Annotated in this window: 23 protein-coding genes; 16 read left to right on the top strand and 7 right to left on the bottom strand. The window is 57.5% G+C overall.

Going from position 1 to position 25,532, the window contains the following annotated elements:
- Positions 1 to 33: 33 nt before the first annotated feature.
- From J2X72_RS03680 to J2X72_RS03640, 9 genes are all read left to right on the top strand, one after another.
- Positions 34 to 1,050, top strand: a complete 1,017-nt coding sequence (locus J2X72_RS03680) for a PAS domain S-box protein (protein WP_310068524.1) — start codon at positions 34 to 36, stop codon at positions 1,048 to 1,050.
- A 217-nt stretch (positions 1,051 to 1,267) separates the two neighbouring features.
- Positions 1,268 to 1,720 (top strand): AAC(3)-I family aminoglycoside N-acetyltransferase, encoded by a 453-nt coding sequence (locus J2X72_RS03675; RefSeq protein ID WP_310068521.1) that lies wholly within the window; start codon positions 1,268 to 1,270, stop codon positions 1,718 to 1,720.
- A 458-nt stretch (positions 1,721 to 2,178) separates the two neighbouring features.
- The gene (locus J2X72_RS03670; RefSeq protein WP_310068519.1) at positions 2,179 to 3,360 is read left to right on the top strand and encodes a PfkB family carbohydrate kinase; all 1,182 of its coding nucleotides are present in this window, start codon (positions 2,179 to 2,181) and stop codon (positions 3,358 to 3,360) included.
- 20 nt (positions 3,361 to 3,380) lie between these two features.
- The gene (locus J2X72_RS03665; RefSeq protein ID WP_310068515.1) at positions 3,381 to 4,157 is read left to right on the top strand and encodes a glutamine amidotransferase; all 777 of its coding nucleotides are present in this window, start codon (positions 3,381 to 3,383) and stop codon (positions 4,155 to 4,157) included.
- Between the two features lie 25 nt (positions 4,158 to 4,182).
- On the top strand, positions 4,183 to 4,953 hold the full coding sequence (locus J2X72_RS03660) for an ATP-binding cassette domain-containing protein (RefSeq protein WP_209998622.1): 771 nt from the start codon (positions 4,183 to 4,185) through the stop codon (positions 4,951 to 4,953).
- Positions 4,954 to 4,987: 34 nt separating this feature from the next.
- Positions 4,988 to 5,974 carry an autoinducer 2 ABC transporter substrate-binding protein gene (locus J2X72_RS03655; RefSeq protein ID WP_310068512.1) on the top strand — a complete coding sequence of 329 codons (987 nt, stop codon included), beginning with the start codon at positions 4,988 to 4,990 and terminating at the stop codon, positions 5,972 to 5,974.
- Between the two features lie 18 nt (positions 5,975 to 5,992).
- Positions 5,993 to 6,970, top strand: coding sequence for an ABC transporter permease (locus tag J2X72_RS03650; RefSeq protein ID WP_209998627.1), 978 nt, complete (start codon positions 5,993 to 5,995; stop codon positions 6,968 to 6,970).
- Complete coding sequence (locus J2X72_RS03645) at positions 6,967 to 7,920, top strand: ABC transporter permease (RefSeq protein WP_310068509.1); 954 nt, start codon at positions 6,967 to 6,969, stop codon at positions 7,918 to 7,920. Before J2X72_RS03650 ends, J2X72_RS03645 begins: the two co-directional genes overlap by 4 nt.
- 3 nt (positions 7,921 to 7,923) lie before the next feature.
- Entirely contained in the window at positions 7,924 to 9,240 is a 1,317-nt protein-coding gene (locus J2X72_RS03640) for a M20 family metallopeptidase (protein WP_209998630.1), read from the top strand.
- Between the two features lie 282 nt (positions 9,241 to 9,522).
- On the opposite strand, the gene paoC is transcribed toward J2X72_RS03640, so the two are convergent.
- The 5 genes from paoC to J2X72_RS03615 form a co-directional block, all read right to left on the bottom strand.
- Positions 9,523 to 11,721, bottom strand: a complete 2,199-nt coding sequence (gene paoC, locus J2X72_RS03635) for an aldehyde oxidoreductase molybdenum-binding subunit PaoC (RefSeq protein ID WP_310068505.1) — start codon at positions 11,719 to 11,721, stop codon at positions 9,523 to 9,525.
- Between the two features lie 3 nt (positions 11,722 to 11,724).
- Positions 11,725 to 12,675 (bottom strand): xanthine dehydrogenase family protein subunit M, encoded by a 951-nt coding sequence (locus J2X72_RS03630; RefSeq protein WP_310068503.1) that lies wholly within the window; start codon positions 12,673 to 12,675, stop codon positions 11,725 to 11,727.
- Positions 12,672 to 13,286: an aldehyde dehydrogenase iron-sulfur subunit PaoA gene (gene paoA / locus J2X72_RS03625; RefSeq protein ID WP_310069300.1), complete on the bottom strand. Its 615-nt coding sequence runs from the start codon at positions 13,284 to 13,286 to the stop codon at positions 12,672 to 12,674. The genes J2X72_RS03630 and paoA overlap by 4 nt, the downstream gene beginning before the upstream one ends.
- Before the next feature lie 185 nt (positions 13,287 to 13,471).
- Positions 13,472 to 14,482, bottom strand: coding sequence for an ionic transporter y4hA (locus J2X72_RS03620; protein WP_310068500.1), 1,011 nt, complete (start codon positions 14,480 to 14,482; stop codon positions 13,472 to 13,474).
- A gap of 201 nt (positions 14,483 to 14,683) precedes the next feature.
- Positions 14,684 to 16,204, bottom strand: a complete 1,521-nt coding sequence (locus J2X72_RS03615; RefSeq protein ID WP_310068497.1) for an FAD-dependent oxidoreductase — start codon at positions 16,202 to 16,204, stop codon at positions 14,684 to 14,686.
- A 192-nt stretch (positions 16,205 to 16,396) separates the two neighbouring features.
- On the opposite strand from J2X72_RS03615, the gene J2X72_RS03610 reads away from it, so the two are divergent.
- The 3 genes from J2X72_RS03610 to J2X72_RS03600 all read left to right on the top strand — a co-directional run bounded on the left by J2X72_RS03610 (position 16,397) and on the right by J2X72_RS03600 (position 20,174).
- Complete coding sequence (locus J2X72_RS03610) at positions 16,397 to 16,747, top strand: hypothetical protein (RefSeq protein ID WP_209998641.1); 351 nt, start codon at positions 16,397 to 16,399, stop codon at positions 16,745 to 16,747.
- 281 nt (positions 16,748 to 17,028) lie between these two features.
- A complete protein-coding gene (zwf, locus tag J2X72_RS03605; RefSeq protein ID WP_209998643.1) occupies positions 17,029 to 18,495 on the top strand; it encodes a glucose-6-phosphate dehydrogenase in 1,467 nt (488 codons plus the stop codon).
- 263 nt (positions 18,496 to 18,758) lie between these two features.
- Positions 18,759 to 20,174 carry a phosphomannomutase gene (locus J2X72_RS03600; RefSeq protein ID WP_310068495.1) on the top strand — a complete coding sequence of 472 codons (1,416 nt, stop codon included), beginning with the start codon at positions 18,759 to 18,761 and terminating at the stop codon, positions 20,172 to 20,174.
- 2 nt (positions 20,175 to 20,176) lie between these two features.
- Here the strand turns inward: J2X72_RS03600 and J2X72_RS03595 are convergent, their stop codons facing one another.
- Positions 20,177 to 20,986, bottom strand: coding sequence for a glycosyltransferase (locus J2X72_RS03595; protein WP_310068492.1), 810 nt, complete (start codon positions 20,984 to 20,986; stop codon positions 20,177 to 20,179).
- Positions 20,979 to 21,896: a glycosyltransferase family 2 protein gene (locus J2X72_RS03590; protein WP_310068489.1), complete on the bottom strand. Its 918-nt coding sequence runs from the start codon at positions 21,894 to 21,896 to the stop codon at positions 20,979 to 20,981. The genes J2X72_RS03595 and J2X72_RS03590 overlap by 8 nt, the downstream gene beginning before the upstream one ends.
- Before the next feature lie 229 nt (positions 21,897 to 22,125).
- Here J2X72_RS03590 and rfbA point away from each other — a divergent pair, with 229 nt between their 5' ends.
- Genes rfbA through rfbD form a run of 4 tightly spaced genes read left to right on the top strand, consistent with a single transcriptional unit; the run spans position 22,126 to position 25,524 of the window.
- On the top strand, positions 22,126 to 23,010 hold the full coding sequence (rfbA, locus tag J2X72_RS03585) for a glucose-1-phosphate thymidylyltransferase RfbA (protein WP_209998646.1): 885 nt from the start codon (positions 22,126 to 22,128) through the stop codon (positions 23,008 to 23,010).
- Positions 23,003 to 23,557 (top strand): dTDP-4-dehydrorhamnose 3,5-epimerase, encoded by a 555-nt coding sequence (gene rfbC, locus J2X72_RS03580; RefSeq protein WP_310068487.1) that lies wholly within the window; start codon positions 23,003 to 23,005, stop codon positions 23,555 to 23,557. Before rfbA ends, rfbC begins: the two co-directional genes overlap by 8 nt.
- A 15-nt stretch (positions 23,558 to 23,572) precedes the next feature.
- Positions 23,573 to 24,643: a dTDP-glucose 4,6-dehydratase gene (rfbB, locus tag J2X72_RS03575; RefSeq protein WP_209998648.1), complete on the top strand. Its 1,071-nt coding sequence runs from the start codon at positions 23,573 to 23,575 to the stop codon at positions 24,641 to 24,643.
- Entirely contained in the window at positions 24,640 to 25,524 is an 885-nt protein-coding gene (rfbD, locus tag J2X72_RS03570; protein ID WP_310068484.1) for a dTDP-4-dehydrorhamnose reductase, read from the top strand. Before rfbB ends, rfbD begins: the two co-directional genes overlap by 4 nt.
- Positions 25,525 to 25,532 lie beyond the last annotated feature (8 nt).

Below are 25,532 nucleotides of genomic sequence, written 5' to 3'. Positions count from 1 at the left end.
AGATATCTCCACAGGGTACATAAATCAGTGTCCATGATTCCAGGCGAAGATCTCCAACTGACAGCTGCTCGGTTGGCTGCGATAGTCGACAGCTCATTTGACGCCATCATAAGCAAGGACTTGAATGGCACGATAGTAAGCTGGAATCGTGCTGCCGAAGGGTTTTTTGGATACACGGCCGAGGAGATCATCGGTCAGAACATTAGGAAATTGATTCCCGAAAGTCATCAGACCGAAGAGGACAACATAATTGCTCGCGTTCGCGCTGGTGAAGTCGTGGAACCTTTCGAAACTATCCGTCTGCGAAAGGATGGTTCATTTATACCAGTATCGCTCACAGTTTCACCAATAAGGGACGATCGAGGTAACATTGTCGGAGCATCCAAGATCGCTCGGGACATCTCCGCGGCAAGAGACAACGAGCGCCGTATTCGACTGTTATTGCGCGAGGTCAATCATCGCGTAAAAAACCAGTATGCTGTGATTTTATCGATTATTCGGGAGACCGCAAAGAGAACCCAGAATGTTGAGGAATTCCAAGAACAGATAGGCGAACGAATAACGTCATTGGCAAGTTCGCATGATATCCTGGTGGCAGCAGAGTGGAACGGCGGCGACCTCGCGACGGTGATACACGACCAGCTGAAACCTTTCCGACACGATGAGCTTGTTGCGGTATCCGGCCCTGAACTCAGACTTTCTGCTCACGCCGTATTGCATATTGGAATGGCCATTCATGAGTTGGGAACGAACTCCGCAAAATATGGCGTTCTGGCTTCGTCGATCGGGAATATCGCAATCGTTTGGACAACCGAATTCAGGGACGGCGTGGAAATTCTGCGGCTTCGATGGGAAGAGACAAACACCGGCAACAGCTTCGGTTTGAGCCAAGAGCAAAAGGCGGGGTTTGGGTATGTCGTCTTGCAGCGCGCTACGCCCCTGGCGTTGGGTGGCGCCGCCAGTCTGACGGTCGACAAATTCAAACGCGTTTGGGAGTTAACCGCGCCTTTGAAGGAATGTGTTTCCGAACTCGCTGATATCAACGTCTAAGCCCGCGCTCCGCTCGGATTTGGATCATAAACCCCCATCTGCCACGAGCTGCTGCTCGGGCTGGGTTTGACCAGCGAGTATCCAAAGTCCAATAATTTGCAATGGCGCACGCCTCCGCACGGGATCAGAAATCACCCTGCTAGACTTCTTGGCTTCTCAGACACTGACTTAGCGGAGCAATGATCTCTCCCTTAATAAGCGCGAAAAGGGCACAATCATGCAGTCAATGAATATCCGAAGGCTAGGACCAAACGACGAAATCGCCTTTCGGAAGATGAACGACGTGTTCGCCCGGGCTTTTGGTGATCCGGATACCTACACAGGTGAACCACCCACCGCTGGCTACATTGCAAATCTGCTGTCGATGGATCACGTCATTGCTCTGATCTGCGTGGAAGATGACCAGGTGGTTGGCGGCTTGGTGGCCTATGAGCTTCAGAAATTTGAGCGCCAGCGCCGGGAGATCTATATTTATGACCTGGCTGTTGACGAACCGCATCGCCGCCGGGGCATAGCAACATCTCTGATTGAGCAGCTTCGCAAGATCGCCCGTGACCGCGGTGCCTGGGTAATCTATGTTCAGGCAGACTACGGAGATGACCCGGCGGTGGCCCTTTACACAAAGATGGGCAGCCGTGAGGATGTCATGCACTTCGATATTCCCGTATAGCTTAGAGGCGTTGGAAGACGGAAAGCGTTCAATCCCCGTCTTTAGCGTGATTGCATAATCGTGACGGAACGCAAAGTTCTATAGCCCGAACGGGCTAGCTCTTTCGCTACCTTCGTCCAATGTCTGTTCTCTCATACGCAAGATTAGGCGTTTTACCGTCTATCGCGGTCCCGAATAGGCGAATAGCCGTGCTCTTAGAAATTTTTGTGAGAGACCCTGCAAACTTGGGGCCCCTCGTCTCGTTGAGAGTTCACTGGGTATCCCTTCGGCTCCAAATTGCCTTTCAATTCCCGCTTTTGAAAATATTTCAAAAACAGCTTCAAACCAGAATTTAATTCTTCATTTCTATATTTTTTGCGAGCATATGATCGCCAAATCCTATGCAATTGGAATAATATTCTGTTGATGGTCTTTCCGGCAGTTGTTAGCGTTGAAGCGCTTCAATTGGGTCGAAAACGGTGCAACGCAAGCGTCCAACCATAGCAGATGTCGCACAAACCGCTGGTGTTTCCATCGGCACGGTGTCGAATTACATCAACGGTACGGCTACCGTCAAAGACACGACACGTGAGCGCATCGAAAAGGCCATTTCCGATCTGACCTACAGGCCAAGTGCAATCGCGCGGGCCTTGCCCGGCCATGGGCGGCGCAAGTCCAAGGACCTGGACGGATTGCCCCGGTTACTGGTTGTCGGCCACATCAGCGTAGACTTTCTCTGCCGTGTAAATGTCCTACCTCATCGTGACGACCGTATAACCGCCGAACATATTGACAAGGCGCTGGGAGGCCCTGCCGCGAACGTGGCTGTTGCCGCCGCCGGCGTCGGCGCCCCCTGTTCACTTGACGTGGAATTGGCGACAGCTGTCGGGGATGACCCGGAAAGTGACTGGGCGCTTGGCGAACTTCTAAAGCGTGGCGTGCACGCCCTTCCCATCAAACGTTCGGTCACCAATCGCCTGTCGCAGGCGATTGTCATTATCGAACGCAATGGCAGCCGAACCATCATCAGCGAACCCTTCGAGCTGAGTGAAGGTGATCTCACAGCAAACATGGACGTGCATAGAGAGGCTCGTCCGGCCTGCCTCCATATTGAGGGCTCCCAGTATGAAAGCATGATTGGCTCGGTTGAACGCTTTCATCGTGCGGGTTGGAAAGTAAGCATGCATTCCGCGGGCTTGCCGGACACTTCCAGAACGCCAACTGCGTTCACTGAACTTGTCCAGCTTGTCGATCTGACATTTATCAACGATGTCACCCTGCGTGAAATTTTCGGTTATCGCACGCCGCTGGCGACGATGATCGGGCAGGCTCACGACACCCTCTTCAAAATCAAAAGACGCGGCGATGTCGTGGTGACCCTTGGCGAGTTCGGAGCGGTTGTCTTCCCAAAAAGCGGTGGTCCGCAGATCGAAGTTCCGGCCCTGCTCGTCGACCGGATAGATGCCACAGGTGCGGGCGACAGCTTTGCCGGAATCTTTCTGGCCTTCTGGCTGCATGGTGCCTCATTGGAACAGGCTGCCTGCTACGCAGCGATCGGCGGAAGCCTCACCACCACCGCCGAGGGCGCCCAAGGTCACATCGCCAGCTTCGAGGAGTTGAAAGCCGCACTTCCCGTCAACAGAACTGCGGCCGCGCGATGAAACGAACAGGAGATTTTGAAATGGCAAAGACGAAAGTCCTCTTGGTTGGTGAAAGCTGGGTGAGCTCGGCGACGCACTACAAGGGGTTCGATCAATTCGGCAGCGTGACTTTTCATCTCGGCGCCGAGCCCTTGGTCCAGGCCCTGAAGGGTAGTGATATCGAACTCGACTACCTGCCGGCTCATGAAGCGGTCGATAAGTTACCCTTCACCGTGGAAGGTCTCTCAACCTACGACGTGATCATCCTGTCCGATATCGGTGCCAATTCTCTGTTGCTTCATCCCGACGTGTGGCTTCATGGCAAGACAGTTCCAAACAGGCTGAAACTTCTCCGCGACTGGACCAATGCCGGAGGCGGACTGATCATGATCGGAGGCTACTTCAGCTTCCAGGGTATCGACGGCAAGGCACGCTGGCACCGCACGGCGGTTGAAGACGCGCTTCCCGTCACCTGTCTGCCTTACGACGACCGCCTCGAAATACCCGAGGGATTTCGCCCGTCGATCACCGCGCCAAAGACGCACCCGATTTTGGCCGGGATCGAAGGCGAATGGCCGGTTCTGCTCGGCGCCAATGAGGTGATCGTCAAGAATCGGGCCGACGTCGAAGTTCTGGCGACTTTGCCTGCAGAACACGGCGGGTACCCGCTTCTTGTAACTGGACAGTATGGCAAGGGGCGCACGGTCGCCTGGACGTCCGACATCGGTCCGCACTGGCTGCCTACCACCTTCGTTGAATGGCCAGGTTATGCCGTCCTTTGGAAAAACGTCTTGAGCTGGGCGAGCAACGCGGCGTGATGGATCCAAACTAGGGAATGCCGATATGAACGCTCCTTTTCTCATCGCCAAGGGTATCACAAAGCGCTTCGGTGCCTTGACGGCACTTTCCGAGGTCGATCTGGAAATCCGGTCGGGTGAGGTACTGGCCCTTCTGGGCGACAATGGCGCGGGTAAATCGACGTTCATCAAGGTCCTGGCGGGCGCGCATTCGCCGAGCGACGGTGAACTCCTGATCAATGGCGTGCCGGTCACGTTTTCATCACCGAAGGACGCGGCAACGGCCGGGATTGCGACTATCTTTCAAGAGCTTGCTCTTTCCGAAAATCTGTCCATCTCGGAGAACGTGTTTCTCGGTCGGGAACTCAAGCGTTCCGTGCTTGGTATTCCCTTTCTGCGGCGCAAGGAAATGAAAGAGCGTGTTACCGGTCTGCTCAAAGAGCTTGAAGCGCATGTTTCGGACTCCGAGGCGCCTGTAGGAAGCCTCTCGGGCGGTCAGCGTCAGGCGGTCGCCATTTGCAGGGCGCTCAACCTGAACGCGAAACTCGTTATCATGGACGAGCCGACTGCCGCTCTTGCGGTTGCTGAAACCAGAAAGGTCCTTTCGCTGACGCGGCGACTTGCCGAGCGCGGCTGCGCCGTCGTCCTCATCAGTCATAACATCGCCGATGTTTTCGAGGTTGCCGACCGGATCATCGTGTTTCGGCGCGGCCGGAAGGTCGCGGAAAAGCTTCGCTCCCACACCAATCCCGAAGAGATCGTTTCATACATAACAGGCGCTCATCCCGACGTGCGAGCGCTGGATAAAACAAACTAAAATGCACGTCCAATCCAGAGAGGATCAAAATCCGATGTTCAAGAAAATAGGAAGAGCTCTAACAGTCTCCGCATTTTTCCTTATCATCGCTGGTGCTGCGGGAGCACAGGAGAAGCCAAAGGTTGCCTTCGTCCCACAGCTGATCGGCATTCCCTATTTCAATGCCATGGAAGCCGGTGGCAACAAAGCAGCCAAGGAGCTTGGTGTCGATTTCATCTACAGCGGTCCGGTGGACACCAACCCGGTCGACCAGCTGCAGATCGTACAGAGTCTGATCGATCAGGGGGTTGGCGCGATTTCTGTAAGCGTGTTGGATGCTTCCAGCATCGCTCCGGTCGTAAAGGCCGCGGAGGCTAAGGGTATCAAGCTCTTCACAAGTGATAGCGATGCGCCGGAAAGCGGGCGCGCGGTCTACGTCGCCCAGGCTACCGATGAAGGACTGGGCAGCACGATCGTCGACGAGCTGGTGAAACGCGTCGGCGAGGATGCCAAAATCGGTATCGTTTCCGGCGAAGCGACAGCATCGAACCTGAATGCCTGGATCGGCTTCATGAAGAAACAGGCAAGTGCAAAATACCCGAAGCTGCAGTTGCTTGAGCCCCAATATGCCGGAGGAACGGCACAGCGCGCGGCGCAGATTTCGACCGATCTTATGGCCGCCAATCCGGACCTCAAGGCGATCATAGCGGTTGCTTCTACCACCTGCCCCGGCGTCGCGCAGGCGATTGAAACTGCAGGAAAAATCGGATCGGTTGTCGGTACCGGCTATTGCAGCCCCAATACCGCGCGGTCCTACATCAAGAGCGGGGCATTCGGTTTCAGCGTGCTTTGGGATCCTGCTCAACTCGGATACCTGACGGTCTGGGCCGGCAAACAACTCATCGACGGCAAGAAGTTTGAAGCGGAAAACAAAGTCCCCGGTTTCGACCAGGCAGTTACCTACGACGCACAGAAGGGAATTCTGCTCCTCGGACCTCCCGCTGTGTTCACCGCCGAAAATGTCGACAAGTTTGATTTCTGATCGACGGAAACGCGACCGATGCGACAGTTAAAGGACGGCATCTTTTCCTTGAACGGGCGCGAGCTGGCTTTGCTCGCCGCTTGTGCATTGGCGATCATCGTTTTTTCCGTCGCATCGCCATATTTTGGCACTCCCGGCAATGCCGCCACCGTCTTACGCAACAGCGTCGAGCTGCTTCTTATCGGTTTGGGCATGACTCTTCTGTTGGCGATGGGTGGAATTGACGTATCGGTCGGGATCGTCATGGGTCTGGCAGCCATAAGTGTTGGCAGAGCTTTGGCCGCAAACACCGATCCAGTTCTCACAGCCCTCGTAGGGCCAATTGTCGGTGCGTTGCTTGGATTTGTCACAGCAGCCGTCGTTGTGCTGGGCCGGATTCCAGCCATTGTCGGAACGTTGGGCCTTCTTGGAATTTACCGTACGGCAATATTCATTCTGCTCGGTGGTCAATGGCTTTCCGGCCTTCCCACCGGATTGACCGTTCTGCTTGGGACATCCTTGCTCGGCGTCCCCATCGCGGCCTTTGTTATCCTACTGGCTTACATCGCCGTTTGGATAGCTCTTCGCAGAACACCATTTGGCCTTCACCTGCTGGCCATCGGCAACTCGGAAGAAAAAGCGCGGTTGTCCGGGATACCGGTGGCCAAGGTTCGCTTCGCGACATTCATCATCAGTGGCGCTTTGGCTGGACTTGCAGCCACCTTCTATGTCGCCAGCTACCGCAACGTCGAAATGACAATCGGCAGCACACTGGCGCTTGATGCCATCGCTGCCGTTGTTCTGGGCGGAACCAGCATCCTCGGAGGCAAATGCAGCCTAGTCGGCACCGTCCTCGGCGTGCTGCTTTTGCGGATTTTGCAAAATGGTTTGTTGTTGATGGGAGTGCCTTCACTTTGGCAGCCTGTCGTCACTGGCGGACTGCTGATCGGCGTTCTCAGTGTCGAGGTTCTTTCGGCGCGGCAGCCAATCTCGCAACTCGGGTGGGCCCGCAGATGAACGTTCGCAACCTGCAAGGTCCGGCTCTCGTTTTGAGTTTGCTTTCCCTATTGTGGATCATCGTGATAGTCGGGCTGTTCGCGTTGAAGCCCTCCGTCCTCAGTGCCGGTACGATCACGACGGTCCTTCAGTTCTCGACCATCCTCGCGCTGGTCTCCCTCGGGCAGGGGATGGTCATACTAGCTGGCGGCGCGGGAATCGATCTATCGGTCGGGGGAACGGTTTCATTGTCGGCCGTTCTCGGGATGCTTGCGGTGAAAGCCGGCCTTTCGCCCTTCTTCCTGCCTTTGGTCTGCATCGGAACGGGCACCGCCCTCGGAGCCTTCAACGGCGTTCTTGTAACGAAACTTCGCATCCTTCCACTGATCGCGACTTTGGGGACGTTTTTTGTCTATTCGGGAGTCGCACTCTCCCTAACGGGAGGTTCAGCACAATCCGGCGTGCCCGATTGGTTGCTTTGGTGGGGGCGCGGCGTCCTGGCAGGAATTCCAGTTCCGTTTCTCACGATTACCATTCCGGCTTTCGCCATTGCAGGTGTCGTTCTCGCCTGGACATCATGGGGGCGCTGGGTCTACGCGATGGGCTTCAACGAGCGATCGGCACGCCTGGTCGGTATCCCGGTCGATCGCACGCGGTTGATTCTTTATAGCCTGAGCGGCGCGCTAGCCGGCGCAGCGGCTCTTTTTTCACTGGCGTGGCTGGGCAGCGGCCGGCCCAATATTGGGCAGAATCTCGAACTTGAGTCGCTCACCGCCGCCATGCTCGGAGGAATTGCGATCCTCGGTGGACGTGGCGGTGTCGGTGGCGTGTTCGCGGCCGTTATACTCTTGGTCACTTTGAAAACCGGACTTCTGCAACTCAACGTCAATACGGTTTGGCAGGTGGGGATCGTCGGCGCCCTCCTGATTTTTGTGCTTCTCGCCGATCGTTTTTCCCAAAGCTGGAGATAGTTGATGCCATCCGTAGAGCAAACCATTGCCGAACGCGTCGAGGCGCGGTCCGATCGTATCGTGGAGACATTGAGCGCTCTGGTTTCATTTCCGTCGATCGTTAAATCCAATCCTGCCGAGGCTGGCCCAGGCGAGCGCGATTGTCAGCTCTATCTGCAAAAGCGCCTGACAGCACTCGGCTTCACAACCGATCTCTGGGATCCAGATGGCCCAGCGCTCTATGCCAAGTACCAAGGGCGCCCGGGTGCCAACAAAGGTCGGACCTTCGAAGGCCGGCCCAATCTTGGAGGGACTTTGAAAGGCAGCGGCGGCGGACGGTCAATCATGCTGACCGGTCATATCGACGTCGTGCCGCCGGGAGCCGCCGAGCACTGGACCACCGATCCGTTCGAGCCGGTTTTGAAAAATGGATTTTTGCACGGCCGCGGCACCGTCGACATGAAAGGCGGCGTTGCCTGCATGCTGATGGCGGTCGAAATCCTCAAGGAACTCGATACTCCACTGTCAGGCGACATCGTCTTTACCACTGTCGTCGATGAAGAAATCGGTGGAATGGGATCGCTGGCCATGGTTGACCGCGGCTTCCGTGCCGATGCCGGCATCATGACGGAACCGACGGCAAATCGGATTGCTCCGCTCTGCCATGGCATTCTCTGGGGACGCATCATAATCGACGGAATCGGCGGTCATGCCGAATTGACCCCGAATGCATGGTACACAAGCGGCCCGGTTGATGCCGTCCAACTCTGCAGACAGATGCTCGATGGCATCGACATCCTGAACCGCCGCTGGATGTTTGACCCCAAAAAGAACCACCCCCTGATGGATTTGCCCAACCAGATCATCGTCACCCAGATGAACGCCGGCGAACACCCGTCATCCATGGCCGGCCGAGCAGAGATCATCATCGATGCTCAGTACCTGCCCCACGAGAAGGATGAATTTGGGCTCGGCGGAAAAGTGAAGCGGGAGATCGAAGAGCATGTGTTCAATATCTGTCAGGCAGATCCGTATCTCCGGAACCATCCAGCTCGCGTAGAATGGATTTTGGACGCAGATTGTGCGGAAGTTCCAGCCGATAATCCCTTTATCGCGGTTTTCCAGGAGGCTGTGGGAAAAGCCAACCTGTCACCGGTGCTGTCGGGTTTCGGCGCACACAGCGATATCGGTTTGCCGACGGGCCTCGGGAATACGCCTACCGTCAACTTTGGACCTGGAGATCCTGCCCAAGCGCATCAACCGAATGAGCGAGTCTCTGTGCGCGATCTTGTCGATTGCACGAAGGCGATCGCGATCGCGATCGAGCGCTGGTGCCGTTGAGAAGGTCGCCAAGGACGGCGATCGGGCGTGAGTGCTGCCGCGGCGCGCACTGAACGAATTATGACAGGTCCCTTTTCTGCAGTCGGTTCGCACGGGGCGAGCCGGCTTCGCAGCTGAAACCGGTTACGGACTGCTCTGCCGCTTCCTATCGCAGCTCCGTCTCTTCTTCGAAAATTAAACCTGGGCCGAGGATCAGTGCTTCTATCCGCCAGCCGCACTAACCAATAACGGCCGGCAATCCCCTTCCCCCGAAACGAACGGCATTCAGCGGCACAGTAGACTTCACGCGACGTCCGGAAGCCCGCCGATCAGCTTGTCGAGCGTGATAGGATAGTGCCGGACCCTCATGCCGGTTGCGTTGTAGATCGCGTTGGCGATCGCAGCCGATACGCCGCATAGCCCAAGTTCGCCGACGCCCTTGGCTTTCATCGGGGACGACATCGGGTCCGTCTCGTCCATAAAGATCACCTCCTGGTGCGGTATGTCCGCATGGACGGGAACTTCGTAGCCCGCGAGATCGTGGTTGACGAAAAAGCCCCGGCGGGCGTCAACGGCAAGCTCCTCTGTCAAGGCACCTCCCACTCCCATCGTCATGGCGCCGATTACCTGGCTGCGCGCCGTGATCGGGTTGAGAATCCGGCCCGCGGCACAGACGGCAAGCATCCGGCGGATCCGGCTTTCGCCCGTGGCGACGTCTACCCCCACCTCAACGAAGTGCGCGCCGAAAGTCGACTGCTGGTGCGTCTCGGTCAGGTCTCCCCACTCGATGATGTCTTCGCCAACGAGACCATCCGGTCCAGCGGCTTCCGCGAGCGGAACCGACCTGTTGCCGGAGCGGACCTCACCGTTCTCGAATATGACGTCTTCCGAGTTGAAGCCCAGCTTCTTTGCGACGGCTTCGCGCAGCTTCACGCAGGCGGCGTAAACGCCGGACGTGGAGGAGTTGGCGCCGAACTGCCCCCCGGAGCCGGACGAAATCGGAAAGCGGGAATCTCCAAGTTGTACCGCGACCTTATCGATGCCGAGGCCCATCATCTCGGCGGCAGTCTGTGCAATGATGGTGTAGCTGCCGGTTCCAATGTCGGTCATGTCCGTCTCGACAGTCACGATGCCTTCTAGATCCAGACGAACCCGCGCCCCGGAAGGAAGCACGAGGTTGTTGCGGAACGCAGCGGCAACGCCCATGCCGATGAGCCAGTTGCCTTCACGCTTAGAGCCCGGCTGGCCCCTGGTGCTCCATCCGAAGCGCTCGGCGCCGAGCTTCATGCAACCGACGAGGTCGCGGTGCGAGAACGGTCGCTCAGGCTTCTCGGGATCGACCTGCGTGTCGTTTATGATGCGGAACTGGATGGGATCAATGCCGAGCTTCTCAGCCATCTCGTCGATCGCGATCTCAAGCGCCATCAGGCCCGGCGCCTCTCCCGGTGCACGCATGGCATTTCCTTCTGGAAGATCGAGCGTCGCCAACCGCATCGCCGTCATCCGGTTCGGAGCCGCATAGAGAAGACGCGTCTGGTTGACCGCGGTCTCAAGCTGACCACCCGGCAGGTCGCCCGACCAGCTTTCGTGTGCGATCGCGACGATCCTGCCATCGCGTTCGGCACCGATCCTGATGCGCTGGATGGTAGCCGGCCGGTGGGTGGTGTTGTTCATCAAGAACGGCCGGGGAAGCGCCACCTTAACCGGTTGGCCTGCCGCTTTTGCCCCGAAGGCGGCCAGGACGGCGTCCGCTCGCAGGAACAGTTTGCCGCCGAAGCCGCCGCCGATAAAAGGCGACATCAGATGCACCTTGTCCTTCTCAACGCCAAGCGTCGTCGCAAGATCGGATCGCCACCAGTCGATCATCTGGCTCGAGGTCCAAACGGTGAGCTCGTCACCTTTCCACGCAGCGATTGACGCGTGCGGCTCCATCATCGCATGCGACTGGTCGGGCGTGGTGTAGATCTCGTCGATGGAAATGGGGGCCATTCTAAAAGCGCCATCGAAGTCGCCGGCGCCGGAGTCGGGCTGCAGCGAGTCGTCCGGCTTTACCGCCGAATCCTTTGCCTGCTTAAGATCATACACACCTTTCTCTTCGGCGTACTCCACCTCGACCAGAGCCGCCGCCGCCCGGGCCTGCTCGAATGTCTTCGCGACGACCACTGCTATCGCCTGATGGTAGTGCTGGACCTCGTTGCCGCCAAAGAGGTTGGCGGTGTTGAACTTGCCCTTTTTTCGGTCTCCAACCTCCGGTGCTGTCACAACGGCGAGGACACCCGGCGACTTTTTCGCGGCAGAAACGTTCATAGACACGATGCGGCCTTTGGCAATGGCGGCGCCGACCGGATAACCATAGGCGTAAGGAATATCAGGGTCATGCCACTCATAGGCATATATCGCCCGGCCTGTCGTCTTCAGCTGACCGTCAACGCGGTGAATCGGCTGGCCGACGACTTTGAGCTGATCGATCGGGTTGGTAGTCGCTGGCTTATCGAACTGCATGGCTCAAACCCTTGCTTCGATGATCACAGCGCCGAGGACGCGCTCGACGAGATCGACCTTAAATCGGTTTTGCTCTGTCGGACGAGCGTCCGCCAAAAGAGCGGACGTTGTCGCGCGGGCTCCATTTGGCAACTCGACCTCTGCCGCTTCAATGCGCCAGGGCTTGTGCGCGACACCGCCGACGGCAACCCGTCCCGTTCCGTCAGGCCGAATGACCGCCCCGACCGAGACGATCGCAAAGGCATAGGAGGCACGATCTCGCACCTTGCGATAGATGTGCTTGCCGCCTACCGGCGGCGGCAGCACGACGGCGGTGATGAATTCCCCATGTTCAAGAGCTGTCTCGACATGCGGGGTGTCGCCTGGAAGACGATGAAACGCGGCAATCGGGATCGCGTTTCGGCTGCCATTCGGCTTTACAGTCTCGACGACGGCGTCCAGGGCGCGCATGGCGATCGCCATGTCGCTGGGGTGGGTAGCGATGCAGACATCGCTGACACCGACGACGGCATGCTGGCGGCTGAAACCGTCGATGGCCGAGCAGCCGCTGCCTGGTTGGCGCTTGTTACACGGCTGGTTGGTGTCATAAAAGTATGGACAACGGGTGCGCTGCAGCAAGTTGCCTGCCGTGGTGGCCTTGTTCCGCAACTGGCCGGATGCGCCAGCCAGGAGTGCGCGGGACAGGAGTCCGTAGTCGCGCCGGACGAGTTCGTTGGCAGCCAGATCCGTGTTGCGGACCAGGGCGCCGATGCGCACGCCACCTTCAGGGGTGGCTTCAATCTTGTCCAGTCCGAGACCATTGACGTCGATCAGATGCGTCGGCGTCTCGATCTCGAGCTTCATCAGGTCAAGCAAGTTGGTGCCGCCGGCGATGAATCGGGCTTGCGGATTGGATGCAGCCGACTTGGCCGCTGCCTCGACGGACGAGGCGCGTTCATATGTGAAGGCTCTCATACTTTGATCCCCGCTACTTCGACGATGGCATCAAGGATGTTGGAATAAGCGCCGCAACGACAGATGTTGCCGCTCATGCGTTCGCGAATCTCGGCCGGCGTTATCTGCACCTCGGTTGTGAGGTCGCTGGTGACGTGGCTCGGAATGTTCGCCCTGATCTCCTCGAGCACCGCGATGGACGAACAGATCTGTCCGGGCGTGCAATATCCGCACTGGAAACCATCATGCTTGACGAAAGCGGCCTGCATCGGATGAAGGTCCCCGGGCTCTCCCAGGCCCTCGATGGTTGTGATCTGATCACCTTCGTGCATGACAGCCAACGTGAGACAGGAGTTGATGCGACGCCCATCGACCATGACGGTGCAGGCACCGCACTGACCGTGGTCGCAGCCCTTCTTAGTACCGGCGAGATGCAAATGCTCGCGCAGCGCATCGAGCAAACTGGTGCGGTTGTCGACGTCGAGCGAACGGCTTTCTCCGTTGACGGTAAACGATACTTTAGAGGACGGAGACATCGCGCTTCCTGCGGGCTGTGCTGCTGCACCCTTGGGCGCAGTGGCTGTTACCGCCACGATCGCAGCGGACGAGATAAGTAGACTACGCCGTGAGATTCAAATTGGGCTGGGTTTCCCTTGTCAGGTGCCTTCGTCGTGCCGGTGTCGATCCGAACGTCATAGAAAAGATAGAACAGATCTCGATTGCGATAAGTTCCCGAATTTTGCAAGCTATTATCGAACCACCGGACCCCCTCACTTGCGAGGCAGGATGTTTGCGCCAACTGCGGTCAGTCACAACGTCATGGCGATACTGCGAAAAAAATAAACACTGCGAAAACGACAAGGTGAATCACGCCCTCTAGCACGGTGGTGCGGCCCGTTCCCAATGTGACCACGCTGATGATGAGGGTGAGCGTTAGCAGCACTCGATCCTTTTCGTCCAAACCGAGGGCAAGTGGTTGACCTATTGCGATTGAAACAGCCGCAACTACCGGTATGGTCAGGCCGATCGCTGCGAGAACCGATCCCAATGCGAGGTTCAAACTGTTTTGAAGCTGATTGGCTCGGGCAGCCTTTAGGGCAGCTACGCACTCCGGAAGCAAAACGACGCCCGCAATTACAATACCCACGACAGCCTTAGGCATGCCTAACCAGCTTATTCCCGCCTCCACTGCTGGCGTCAGTGCTTTCGCAAGTCCCACGACCGCCACCAGAGAGACGAGCAACAATGCTGCACTGGTGGCTGTCCTCCTGTTGGAGGGAAGAACCGCATGCTGATCTACCTCATCCACGTCAAGGAAGTAGTCACGATGCCGCACGGTTTGAACGAAGATAAAAGCTCCATACAGGACTAGGGAGACCAAACCGGCGAAGATAAGCTGCGGGACGCTAAACATCGGGCCGGCAGTTGAAACGACATTCGGCACGACCATCGTCAACGTGGTGAGTGCCGCCAAAACGGCCAAGGCGGCGCTGGCGCCTTGAAGTTGAAAACCTTGCTCATAATGGCGCATCCCACCTAAAAGTAGGCACAGGCCAACAATCCCATTCATGACAATCATCACGGCGGCAAATACTGTATCGCGGGCCAGGCCCGCCTTTTCAGCCGGTGCGGAGATCATCACGGATACGATGAGCGCCACCTCTATAATTGTGATTGCGACTGCAAGCACCAAGGTGCCAAACGGCTCACCGGTTCGGTGGGCGACGACCTCGGCGTGAAACACGGCCGCAGAAACCGTCACGAGAAGGGCGATGCCTGCCACTAGGGCAATGAGATTATCGGTGCCTGTCAGCGGGATCAGGAGCATGATAGCCCATGCCACGGCGGGGGCGGCCCATGTCCACCATGGCGTTCGATCTACTGCCAACGCGTGGCCCTCCAATCAGGTCAATTAAACAATATACGCCCCATTTTCATTGTCCATTACCTTACAAAAGCGGTGAAGTCGTAGACCTGGAGAACGTGAGGCTTTGGGACCAAAATTCGACGGCCCCAGGATCGCACGACTTTAAGCGGTTTCATGCTCCATACGCACCTCGGCCTCCAGACTTTCGATATCCCGATATATTGAGGCTGTGGCGAGAACCCGTCCGCCGCTTTTGTATTGCAGCATGCAGTCCTTGGCTTTGATGTCACCGTCAACGACAATCGTATCCCATTTTTCTGCGTGACCAACGTAGTTGATCGGGACATCATAGTGCTGGCTCCAGAAGAAGGGCACGGCGTCGAACTTCTGCTGCTGTCCAAGCATGTTGAGCGCAGCGACCTGCCCTTGGCGCTCCGCGACCACCCAATGCTCGACGCGAATGTTTTGACCAGAATGCGGATCTGGCCAGCGCGCAATGTCGCCAGCCGCATAAATCCCCGGCACGCTTGTCTCAAGATAGGAATCGACCACAACGCCGTTGTCGAGAGCAAGCCCGGCCTGTTCGGCCAGGGCGAGACGCGGTCGCACCCCCACGCCCGCAACGACGAAGTCAACCTCATGCACGGCCCCGCTCTCGAGCCGAACGTTCAAGCCTTCAATTGCCACTGCCTTGTCTTCGAGATGAAAAATCACGCCATGCTCTTCGTGGATTGCCCGGATGAAATCGCCCATCTGCGACCCGAGAACTCGCTCCATCGGGCGCTTGCTCGGAGCGACGACGTGAACTTCGATCTCGCGTGCGCGCAAAGCGGCTGCAACCTCGAGCCCGATAAAGCTGGCACCGATTACGACGGCACGGCGAGCAGTCTTGGCTGCACCGATGATGGCGCGGCTGTCATCGAGTGTACGCAGCGTGTAAACATTCGTCTGGTCCGCGCCGGGTAGGGTCAAGGACACTGGTTCTGCGCCGGTCGCCAGGAGCAGCCGATCATAGGGAATCTTCTCGCCGCCAGCAGTCACCACAACTTGTGACGAAGTGTCGATGGAGCTGACTTCCGTCCGAAGGCGAAGGTCGATTTTCGCCTTGCTATAATAATTATCCGGCCGCAGCGGCAGCCATTCTTCGGGCGCGCTGCCCGCCAGGTAATCCTTCGAAAGGTTCGGTCGGTCGACCGGAGCGGCGGAGTCCGCGCTCAGCATGACAATGCTGCCCTGGAAATCCCGCCTGCGAAGCATTTGCGCCGCGGCAAAACCCGCAGCACCACCACCAATGATGACTATGCGTTCCGGCGCCGCCGATTGCGATGGTTGTGCCAGTTTTTGATCATCGCGTTTGTGCTGAACGAAGAGGTGTCCATCTCGCTTATCGACATGCCAGCACGACAATGAGCTTAGAGCCGGCGCGCGGATAGCTTCCCCGCTGCGCAGATCGAAGCATGCGTGGTGCCAAGGACAGCGCACCGTGTTTTCCACCACTAGCCCTTCGGCAAGGGGACCATGATAGTGGCTGCAATAAGCATCGATGCCGTATATCTCGTCCTCAACGCGCAAAAGGAGAACATCCCGTTGGCCGACATGACCGAGAAGCTTTCCTTCATCCAGGGCAGCAACTGGAACACCCTGGGTGAGGTCTGGACCGCTTGGGGACTGGTCTTCTACCATTGATGTCTCCCTTGACAGCGAACAGCTGGCAGCCTTGAAGGCGATACAGCTGACAGTCGGTTGAACCTCAGTATATTACGACCTGTAAGGCTGGGATAGACACGCACCTACAATCGATCGACCGCACCGTGACTTCGGCCATTAGAGAGGCTAGGATCGAATTCCATTCTTCCACAGCCAAGAGCACGCCGCATGCCCCGCTTTCTCGCCGTTTACACCATGAAGACCGAAGACCTCGCCCGCTTTCGCGGGATGCCCAAGCCTGAGCAGGACGCGATCGATACCGTAGGGGTAAAGCAGTGGGCGGACTGGGAGGCGAGGAACGCTGCATCGTTACCCGATCGTGGCGGTATGGTCGGGAAGACGACGCGCGTGACAAAGGACGGCATCGCCAACGCCGTGAATCCCTTCTGCGGCTACGTCGTGGTTGAGGCCGAGACCATCGAGGCCGCCGCCCGTCTCTTCGAGAACCACCCGCATTTCTCGGTCTTTCCAGGAGACGGCGTGGACATCATGCCCTTCCTCACTGAGCCCGCGTCCTAGCCCCTCGCCTGAGTCGCCAACCTCCGCTTCGTCCCGTCATATTGATCATCGAGCCACCGATCGCTGGTGCTGCAACTGTGGCTTGTCTTGGCTGTGGGGCGCATCGCCCGTGCTCCGAATTGATTGAGCGCCTGAAGAATGGCGGGACCCGTACATCCTTGATCGACTGGGTAATTCATGTCTCTATTCAGCCTTCGATCGGGTGAGCGCATGCCGCGGGGCCTCAAGCACCGGGCAGCCTGGCACGCAAGTACAGGGCTGGGCGCAACAGCAGAAGGGGAATGGGCACTGTGCAAAAGAATTTCACTCGGGTCGGACCTGGCTATCCCCAGGTCGTCGTCCTCTTTGGCGCAACGGGGGATCTCTCCCGACGCAAGCTGCTGCCGGGCCTGTTCCATCTCGTTAAGGCTGGCTTTATACCCGGGTGCCGAATCGTCGGTGTCTCGCTTGATGAGATCGATGCCGACGGTTTCCGCGCCATCGCACGCGAGTCGCTCAGCAAGTTCCTGACACGCAAATTCACCGAGACCGAATGGGAAGATTTCTCCTCATCGCTTGATTATGTCCCGCTTTCTGCCGGCGCGGACTTGCTGAAAGAAGCGGTGAACAGGGCAGAGGAGGCGCTTGGTCCTGAAACGCGGCGCGTGCATTATCTCTCCGTGCCGCCGAGGGCGGCGCTTTCGGCCGTGCGGCTGCTTGCCGAGGCGAAGCTCGTTGAGGGTTGCCGCATCATTATGGAAAAGCCGTTCGGCACGGACCTTGTCAGTGCGATGGAACTGAACAAGAGACTGCACGAGGTTTTCGATGAAAAGCAGATTTTCCGTATTGACCACTTTCTCGGCAAAGAACCAGCGCAGAACATTCTCGCTTTCCGCTTCGCCAACGGACTTTTCGAGCCAATCTGGAACCGCAACTTCATAGACCATGTGCAGATCGACGTTCCGGAAACGCTGGGGCTTTCCACTCGCGCGGCCTTCTACGAAACGACGGGCGCCTATCGCGACATGGTGGTGACCCATCTTTTTCAGATCCTCGCCTTTATGGCCATGGAGCCGCCCACGGCCTTGGAACCGGCGCCTATCTCGGAGGAAAAGAACAAAGTGTTCCGCTCCATGCTGCCGATTGAGCCACGCAATGTTGTGCGCGGCCAATACATCGGCTACCGCAAGGAGCCCGGAGTTGATCCGGAGAGCGACACCGATACGTTCATTGCCCTCAAATGTGCCATCGACAATTGGCGCTGGGCGGGCGTGCCCTTCTTCCTGCGCACGGGAAAACGTCTTGCGGAGGGCCAGCGCATCATCTCGATCGCCTTTCGAGAGCCACCCAAATCGATGTTCCCGGCCGGCTCGGGCGTTGGGGCTCAAGGTCCGGACCACCTCACGTTCGACCTTGCGGATGCCTCCAAGGTCTCGCTGTCCTTCTATGGCAAGCGACCCGGCCCAGGCTTCAGGCTCGACAAGCTGTCGCTGCAGTTTGCCATGAGCGAAACCGGTCTGATCGGCGAAGTGCTCGAGGCGTACGAGCGCCTGATCCTCGACGCCATGCGTGGCGATCACACGCTGTTTACCACCGCCGAGGGTATAGAGCGGCTCTGGGAAGTCTCGCAACCCCTTTTGGAAAACCCGCCGCCGGTGCGCCTCTATGATCAAGGTGGCTGGGGGCCAAAATCGATCCACCAGCTCATTGCGCCTCATGCCTGGCGTCTGCCGTTCGAGCGGGCTTGGCGAGATTCAACGAAAGAGTAATCGGCGGCCTTGTCAACATTTGCGGGTGACCAGAACGTCATGGAACTATCCCCATATTCTCCTCACCAAGGCTGCTGGACCTGACAATTGGCTCCTAAGCGCTCCGGGGCCGCTCAGAAGGAGATCGAGCGTTCGCCGCTCCCGGAACAGCTGCATGTCCTCGTTGTCATGCCCGGCGAAAAGCGTTAAACGAGCGATAAAGCCCAACGCCGACATTGCCGCCCAGCAGTGGTGTCCCGGATCCCAACGATGATGATATTCCCATGACAAGTTTGAAGTTTGGAACAAGCGGGCTTCGCGGCCTGGTAACTGAACTGCCGGATGAGGTTTGCCGCGCTTATACGTTGGCGTTTCTCAAACATATGCAAAGCGCGCACGCAGCTCCCGCCGTTCTGCTCGTCGGATATGATCTGCGATCAAGCAGCCCGCAGATGGCCGCTGCCTGCATTTCCGCAGCGCAGGAATTTGGTGCCGCCGTCGAAAACTGCGGCCCGGTACCGACGCCGGCACTGGCCTTCCGGGCGATGAGCCTGAGAGTGCCGGCTATCATGGTGACGGGCAGCCACATTCCGGCAGATCGCAACGGGCTGAAGTTCTATCGACCCGATGGTGAAATCGACAAGGCCGACGAGGCCGGCATCCTTTCCGCGCTCGACGCAGAGACAACAGCGCTCCTATCCCCGACTGAACCTTTGCCGGTCACACCGGAAGCGCTCGAAAACTACGTCAGGCGCTGCGCCACTCTTCTTGCACCGAAATCCCTGGCTGGACTACGGATAGGCGTTTATCAGCACAGCTCGGTCGCGCGCGATCTGATGGTGACCATCTTGCAAGACTACGGCGCGGACGCAGTTGCTCTCGCCCGTTCAGAGGTCTTCGTGCCAGTCGATACCGAAGCGTTGCGGCCGGAAGACGTTGAATTTGCCCATGCTGCTGCCAAAAAGTACAAGCTTGACGCCCTGGTTTCAACGGACGGCGATGCCGACCGGCCACTCATCGCCGACGAGCAAGGCGCGTTTTTGCGCGGAGATAGCGTCGGGCTTCTGACCGCGCACTTTCTGCATGCGGATGCTGTCGTCACCCCGGTGACCTCCAATACGGCGATCGAACTTAGCGGCCTGTTTTCAAAGGTTTATCGCACGCGCGTCGGTTCGCCATACGTCATTGAGGGCATGGAAGAGGCCAGCAAGGACGGCCACCAGCGCGTCGTCGGTTTCGAGGCCAATGGCGGTGTTCTGCTGGGTTCGCAGTTCGCCGCGGATGGCGGGCGTCTCGACGCCCTGCCGACGCGCGACGCCATGCTTCCCATCCTTGCTGTCCTGGGCGCGGCGGCAAAAGAAGGTAGTGCGCTGTCGAAGCTGCTCGATAGTTTGCCAGCGCGATTTACACGTAGTGGCCGCCTCGAACATATCGATGCCAGCCAGAGCGGACCATTCCTGCAAAATCTGAGTGACGATGACTACCGAGAAAGTTTCTTTGCGGAACTCGGAACGATCAAGGAAAACGATACGATCGACGGTGTCCGTATCGTGCTTGTGACCGGCGAGGTGGTCCACTATCGCGCCTCCGGCAACGCACCAGAATTGCGCTGCTATGCGGAAGCGGCAATGGACGAGCGCGCCGAAGAGCTTTTGCAGTGGGGCTTGAAACGGGCGCGGGAAACACTGGTTTCGGTCTAGGATCAGAACAGTTTCATCGTATGCTGCGTGAAGAAAATCCCTGCTGAGCGCAGAAACTGCCAAATATGCCAAAGGCCTTTGTCAGCCGCGCGTCCGCCTTCGTGGACGATCCTGACTGTTGGAACATAGGCGATGCGGGAGATTTCCGCTGTACGTAGTGAGATGTCGAAGTCTTCGAAATACAGCAGATAACGCGGATCGAACCCCTTCAACTTCGTGTAGACGTCGCCCCGGAAAAACATGAAGCAGCCGCTGACGATTGGCGGATCCCATGCGATGGAATTGGCTGGCTGATCGTGCATCTCATACCTGTCGAGGCGCTTGTGAAACCAGGACTTCAGCCAGCCGGGAGCAAACCCGCGCAGAAGAAGATCGAACAACGTAGGATATCGCTTGCAAAGGTATTGCTTGCTGCCGTCGGGATTGAAAGCCTGCGGGGTAAGAAGGCCACATTCGGCGTTGTCACGCATGAATAGCAGTGACTGTTCGATGGCGTCCGGCTCCATCTCGACATCCGGATTGAGCACCAGATGGTATTTGCCCGTATGGCCCAGTACCATATTATTGGCTCGGCCAAATCCGACATTGCCGTGGCCTGAAATGATTTCGCATGGCAGATCGCTATACGCGTCAACGATCCAGGCATGATCGGTAGCGCCGGGGGAATTATCGACGACGGTGAGTTTCACTTGCAATGGCGGCAGGCTGCCAAGCGCATTCCGCAAGCTTTGCAATGTTCTGAGGACAGTCGGCCGGTCGGGTTTGAAGATGACAATACAGACCGTGAGCTCGAGATCCTGCGGTTCAGCCATTACCGGCCCTCTTGCCCATCTTGCCAAAAAGGCCGTGAAAGATACCTATCGTCATCATCTTGGCATGCTGAAGCCGGGGCACGGTCATCAGACTGTAGAAAATGTATTTTCGCAGGAGGCGGGACCCGTCCACGACCTTCCAGTCGAACCGCAACCATGGCTGGCGGTAGAGCCAAACTGCATTTCTGAAATGGTAATAATGCCTTAACGGGCTATGAACGGGAATTTGTCTGCCGAGGAACAAGATTGGTTCGTCCCCGAGGTCATGCTTCATGAGCGCCGCGCAAACCCCGAAAGAGCGATAACCCTTCTGCTGCGCCCGCAGCCCCCACTCGATATCCACATAGTCGATGAACAATTCCTCCCGCATACCGCCGACATCATCGAGCGTTCCCATCGGGATGAGACAGCCCGAAGCGATCAAATAGTCGACATCCACAACGGCGTCCGGCGCCGTGCAAACCTGCCGGTTCAGCCGAAAGCCGTTCGTCCGGATAAAAGGCGGCGGGTTGTTCTGGCGGGTGTCTTCATATCGTGGGCCAACGCAGCCGAGTTTCACACCCCTGGCGATCTGCGCTTTCGCCGCAGCCAGCAGCGTCGCCACCATATCGGGTGCGGGGAGACTATCCTGATCAAGGAGCAGCACAAATCCCGATCCATGCGCACGCGCGTGCTCGATGCCGACGTTTTGCGCCCGGGCGATGCCCAGATTTTCACCGAGCAACACAAGATCGGCATGGATATCATGCCCACGGAGCCAGGCTTCGATATCGGCTTTCGAACCATTGTCAACGATGATCACCGGGCCGAGTTGCGGAACGATTGCATCGAGCAACAATTTGAGGCCTTTGAGGTCAGGATTGTAGGTGACGATAATGCCGCTGACTTCTGGCTGGCGTTCAATCTGCATTGCAAACCCATAATTCGCTATCAGGTGCGATCGCGCTACAAAAAATGTTATCTGTTGGAAGCAAAACGAACTCGGTCCTCGGCGCGGTTGACTTGTCCAGGCATTGCCGCGAAATGTCTGCCACATAGATGAGCGAACCGCATCCCGCGCTTGTGCTGAAATCGGTTCTGTTTGTCCAGTACATTATTTTCCGCGTTCTCTTGCGCGTCTTATGTAAGGAAGAGGTCTCATGAAGGGCATCATACTCGCAGGTGGAACCGGTACACGTCTCTATCCATTGACCATCGCCGTCTCGAAGCAAATGCTTCCCATCTACGACAAGCCGATGATCTACTATCCGCTGAGCGTTCTGATGCTGGCGGGAATACGCGACATTCTGGTGATTTCGACACCGCATGATTTGCCGCTGTTCCAGAAACTTCTGGAGGATGGCCGCGATTTCGGCGTGAATTTCTCCTATGCCGAACAACCAAATCCAAATGGCCTGGCGGAGGCTTTCATCATCGGTCGGGATTTCATCGGAGGCGATAGCGTTGCGATGATCCTCGGCGACAACATCTATTTCGGCGATGGTCTCTCCAACCTGTGCCAGCAGGCATCGACCGGCGAAAAGGGCGGCACAGTTTTTGCCTATCATGTCGACGATCCGCAACGTTATGGTGTCGTCGAATTCGACAAGGCCTCGGGGCGGGTGCTTTCCATCGAAGAAAAGCCAATCAAGCCGAAATCCAGCTGGGCTGTCACCGGCCTGTATTTCTATGACAACGAAGTCGTCGATATCGCCCGGTCCATCAAGCCCTCCCACCGCGGCGAACTGGAGATTACAAGCGTCAACAATATCTATCTTGAGCGCGGCGATTTGCGGGTTCAGCGATTGGGACGCGGCTATGCCTGGCTCGATACGGGGACGCATGACAGTTTGCACGAGGCCTCTTCGTTCGTGCGCACCATCGAACACCGCCAAGGCATCAAGATCGCCTGCCCGGAGGAAATCGGCCTGGAATGGGGTTGGCTGAACCCCGGGCAGGTTCTGGAGAGAGCGGCGAAAATGGGCAAGACCGAATATGCCGCCTATCTGCGCCGCCGCGCAGCGGAGGTCGGAAACGATGATTGAAATCAACCCTCTCACCCTTGCAGGTGTGTTCGAGATCAAGCCGCCCAAATTCGGCGATGACAGGGGGTTCTTCTCCGAGACCTATAATGCACAAGCTTTGGCCAAAGCGGGGATCGATCTGCAATTCGTTCAGGACAACCACTCTCTTTCGGTCGCCAAGGGTGTTCTGCGCGGGTTGCATTACCAGTTGCCGCCACGCGCGCAGGACAAGCTGGTGCGCGTCGTGAGCGGCTCGATACTCGATGTCGTTGTCGACATCCGCAAGTCGTCGCCGACATTCGGGAAATGGCTTGCACTTGAGGTGTCCGCTGCGAAATGGAACCAGATCCTCGTCCCAAAGGGCTTCGCACACGGGTTTCTGACGTTGGAGCCAAACACCGAGGTGATCTACAAGGTAACGGACTACTATTCACCCGAACACGATCGCAATATCCGTTTCGACGATCCTTCCATAGGTGTTGATTGGCCCTTCGAGGCCGCCGCTATTCAGCTGTCTGACAAGGACCGGAAGGCTCCCTTGCTCGATGGTGCCGATATTTTTCCCTGAGGAGCAATCGATTTCATGAACATACTTGTTACTGGCGGCGCCGGCTTCATTGGATCAGCGGTCTGTCGTCATCTAGCCGCCAACCCGCAGAACCATGTCGTGAATATCGACAAGCTCACCTATGCGGGCAATCTCGCTTCATTGCGCCAGCTTGAAAACCATCCGAATTACAGCTTCGTCCACGCCGATATCTGCGACGACGTGACGATCCTCGGCCTTCTGCGCAAAGAGAAGATCGATGCGATCATGCATCTGGCAGCCGAGAGCCACGTCGATCGTTCCATCGACGGCCCGGCCGCGTTCATCGAAACCAATATTGTCGGCACATTCCGCATGCTCAATGCGGCGCTTACCTATTGGCGGGAACTTGCGGAACCGAAGAAATCCGCCTTTAGATTCCATCATATTTCCACGGACGAAGTGTTCGGCGACCTGCCCTTCGACAGTGGTATCTTCACCGAGGAAACGCCTTATTCACCGTCATCGCCTTATTCCGCTTCCAAGGCTGCTTCGGATCATCTGGTCCGGGCCTGGCACGAGACCTATGGCCTGCCCGTGGTCCTGTCGAATTGCTCCAACAATTACGGCCCCTTCCATTTTCCGGAAAAACTGATCCCGCTGGTCATCCTCAATGCCCTCGATGGAAAGCCTCTGCCCGTCTACGGCGCCGGTGCCAATATACGTGACTGGTTGTACGTGGAAGATCACGCCCGCGCACTCGAACTGGTGGTCACTAAGGGCAAACCCGGCGAAAGCTATAATATCGGCGGTCGCGCGGAACGCACCAATCTCAGCGTCGTCGAAACGATCTGCGATATTCTCGACAAGAAACGTCCGCGCACCGGCGGCCGGCATTACCGCGACCTGATCACTTTCGTCACCGACCGGCCGGGCCATGATCGCCGTTACGCCATAGATGCCTCCAAGATCGAGCGGGAGCTCGGGTGGAAACCTGCGGAAACATTCGAGACAGGCTTGGAGCGCACCGTGCAGTGGTATCTCGACAATGAGTGGTGGTGGCGGCCGATTCGTGGTGAGCGTTATGCCGGCGAGCGGCTTGGCGCAGCGGCCAAAGGAACGCCATGAGGATTGTCGTTACGGGACGCGAAGGACAAGTCGTACGCAGCCTCGTCGAACGGGCAGCACATCAGCCTTCAATCGAGATCATTGCTCTCGCACGCCCGCAGTTCGATCTGACGCGCACCGAAACCATCTCCGAAGCAATCCATGCCGCCAGGCCAGATCTGGTCGTCTCGGCTGCAGCCTATACGGCAGTTGATCTAGCCGAAGACGAACCCGAGCTGGCCTATGCCATTAACGCGGCCGGCGCGGGACTTGTGGCGCAGGCTGCCGCGACGGCAGGAGCCCCTGTAATCCATCTCTCGACCGATTATGTGTTTTCCGGAGAGGGCCGCAGGCCTTATACGGAAAGCGATCCGACTGGACCGCGCGGCGTTTATGGCCAATCGAAGCTCGAGGGTGAAACGACCGTCGCGCTTGCCAACCCGCGCCATCTGATCTTGCGGACAGCGTGGGTCTACAGCCCCTTCGGCAAGAACTTCGTGAAGACGATGCTCAAACTGGCGGAAAGCCGCGACACCGTGTCGGTGGTTTCGGATCAATGGGGCAATCCCACATCAGCACTTGACATAGCAGATGCTGTTTTGCGCGTTGCCGGCCGGCTGCGGACAGATCCGGCATTCGATGCTTTCGGCATCTATCACCTCGCGGGCAGCGGCGACACGAACTGGAGCTCGTTCGCCAGGGAAATCTTTGCGGCAAGCAGCAATAAAGGCGGTCCTCATGCCGAAGTCCGGGACATTCTTACCGCTGAATATCCGACGAAAGCCGCTCGCCCGCTTAATTCCAGACTGTCGACGGACAAATTCTTTGACGTTTTCGATTGGCGCGCCCCAAAATGGAATATTTCCCTCGCGCCGGTGATAGATAAGTTGGTCACTTCCTGACAACTACT

This window comes from Phyllobacterium sp. 1468, assembly GCF_031455525.1.
GTDB lineage: Bacteria > Pseudomonadota > Alphaproteobacteria > Rhizobiales > Rhizobiaceae > Phyllobacterium.
This window is presented reverse-complemented; position numbering and strand designations above follow the sequence as displayed.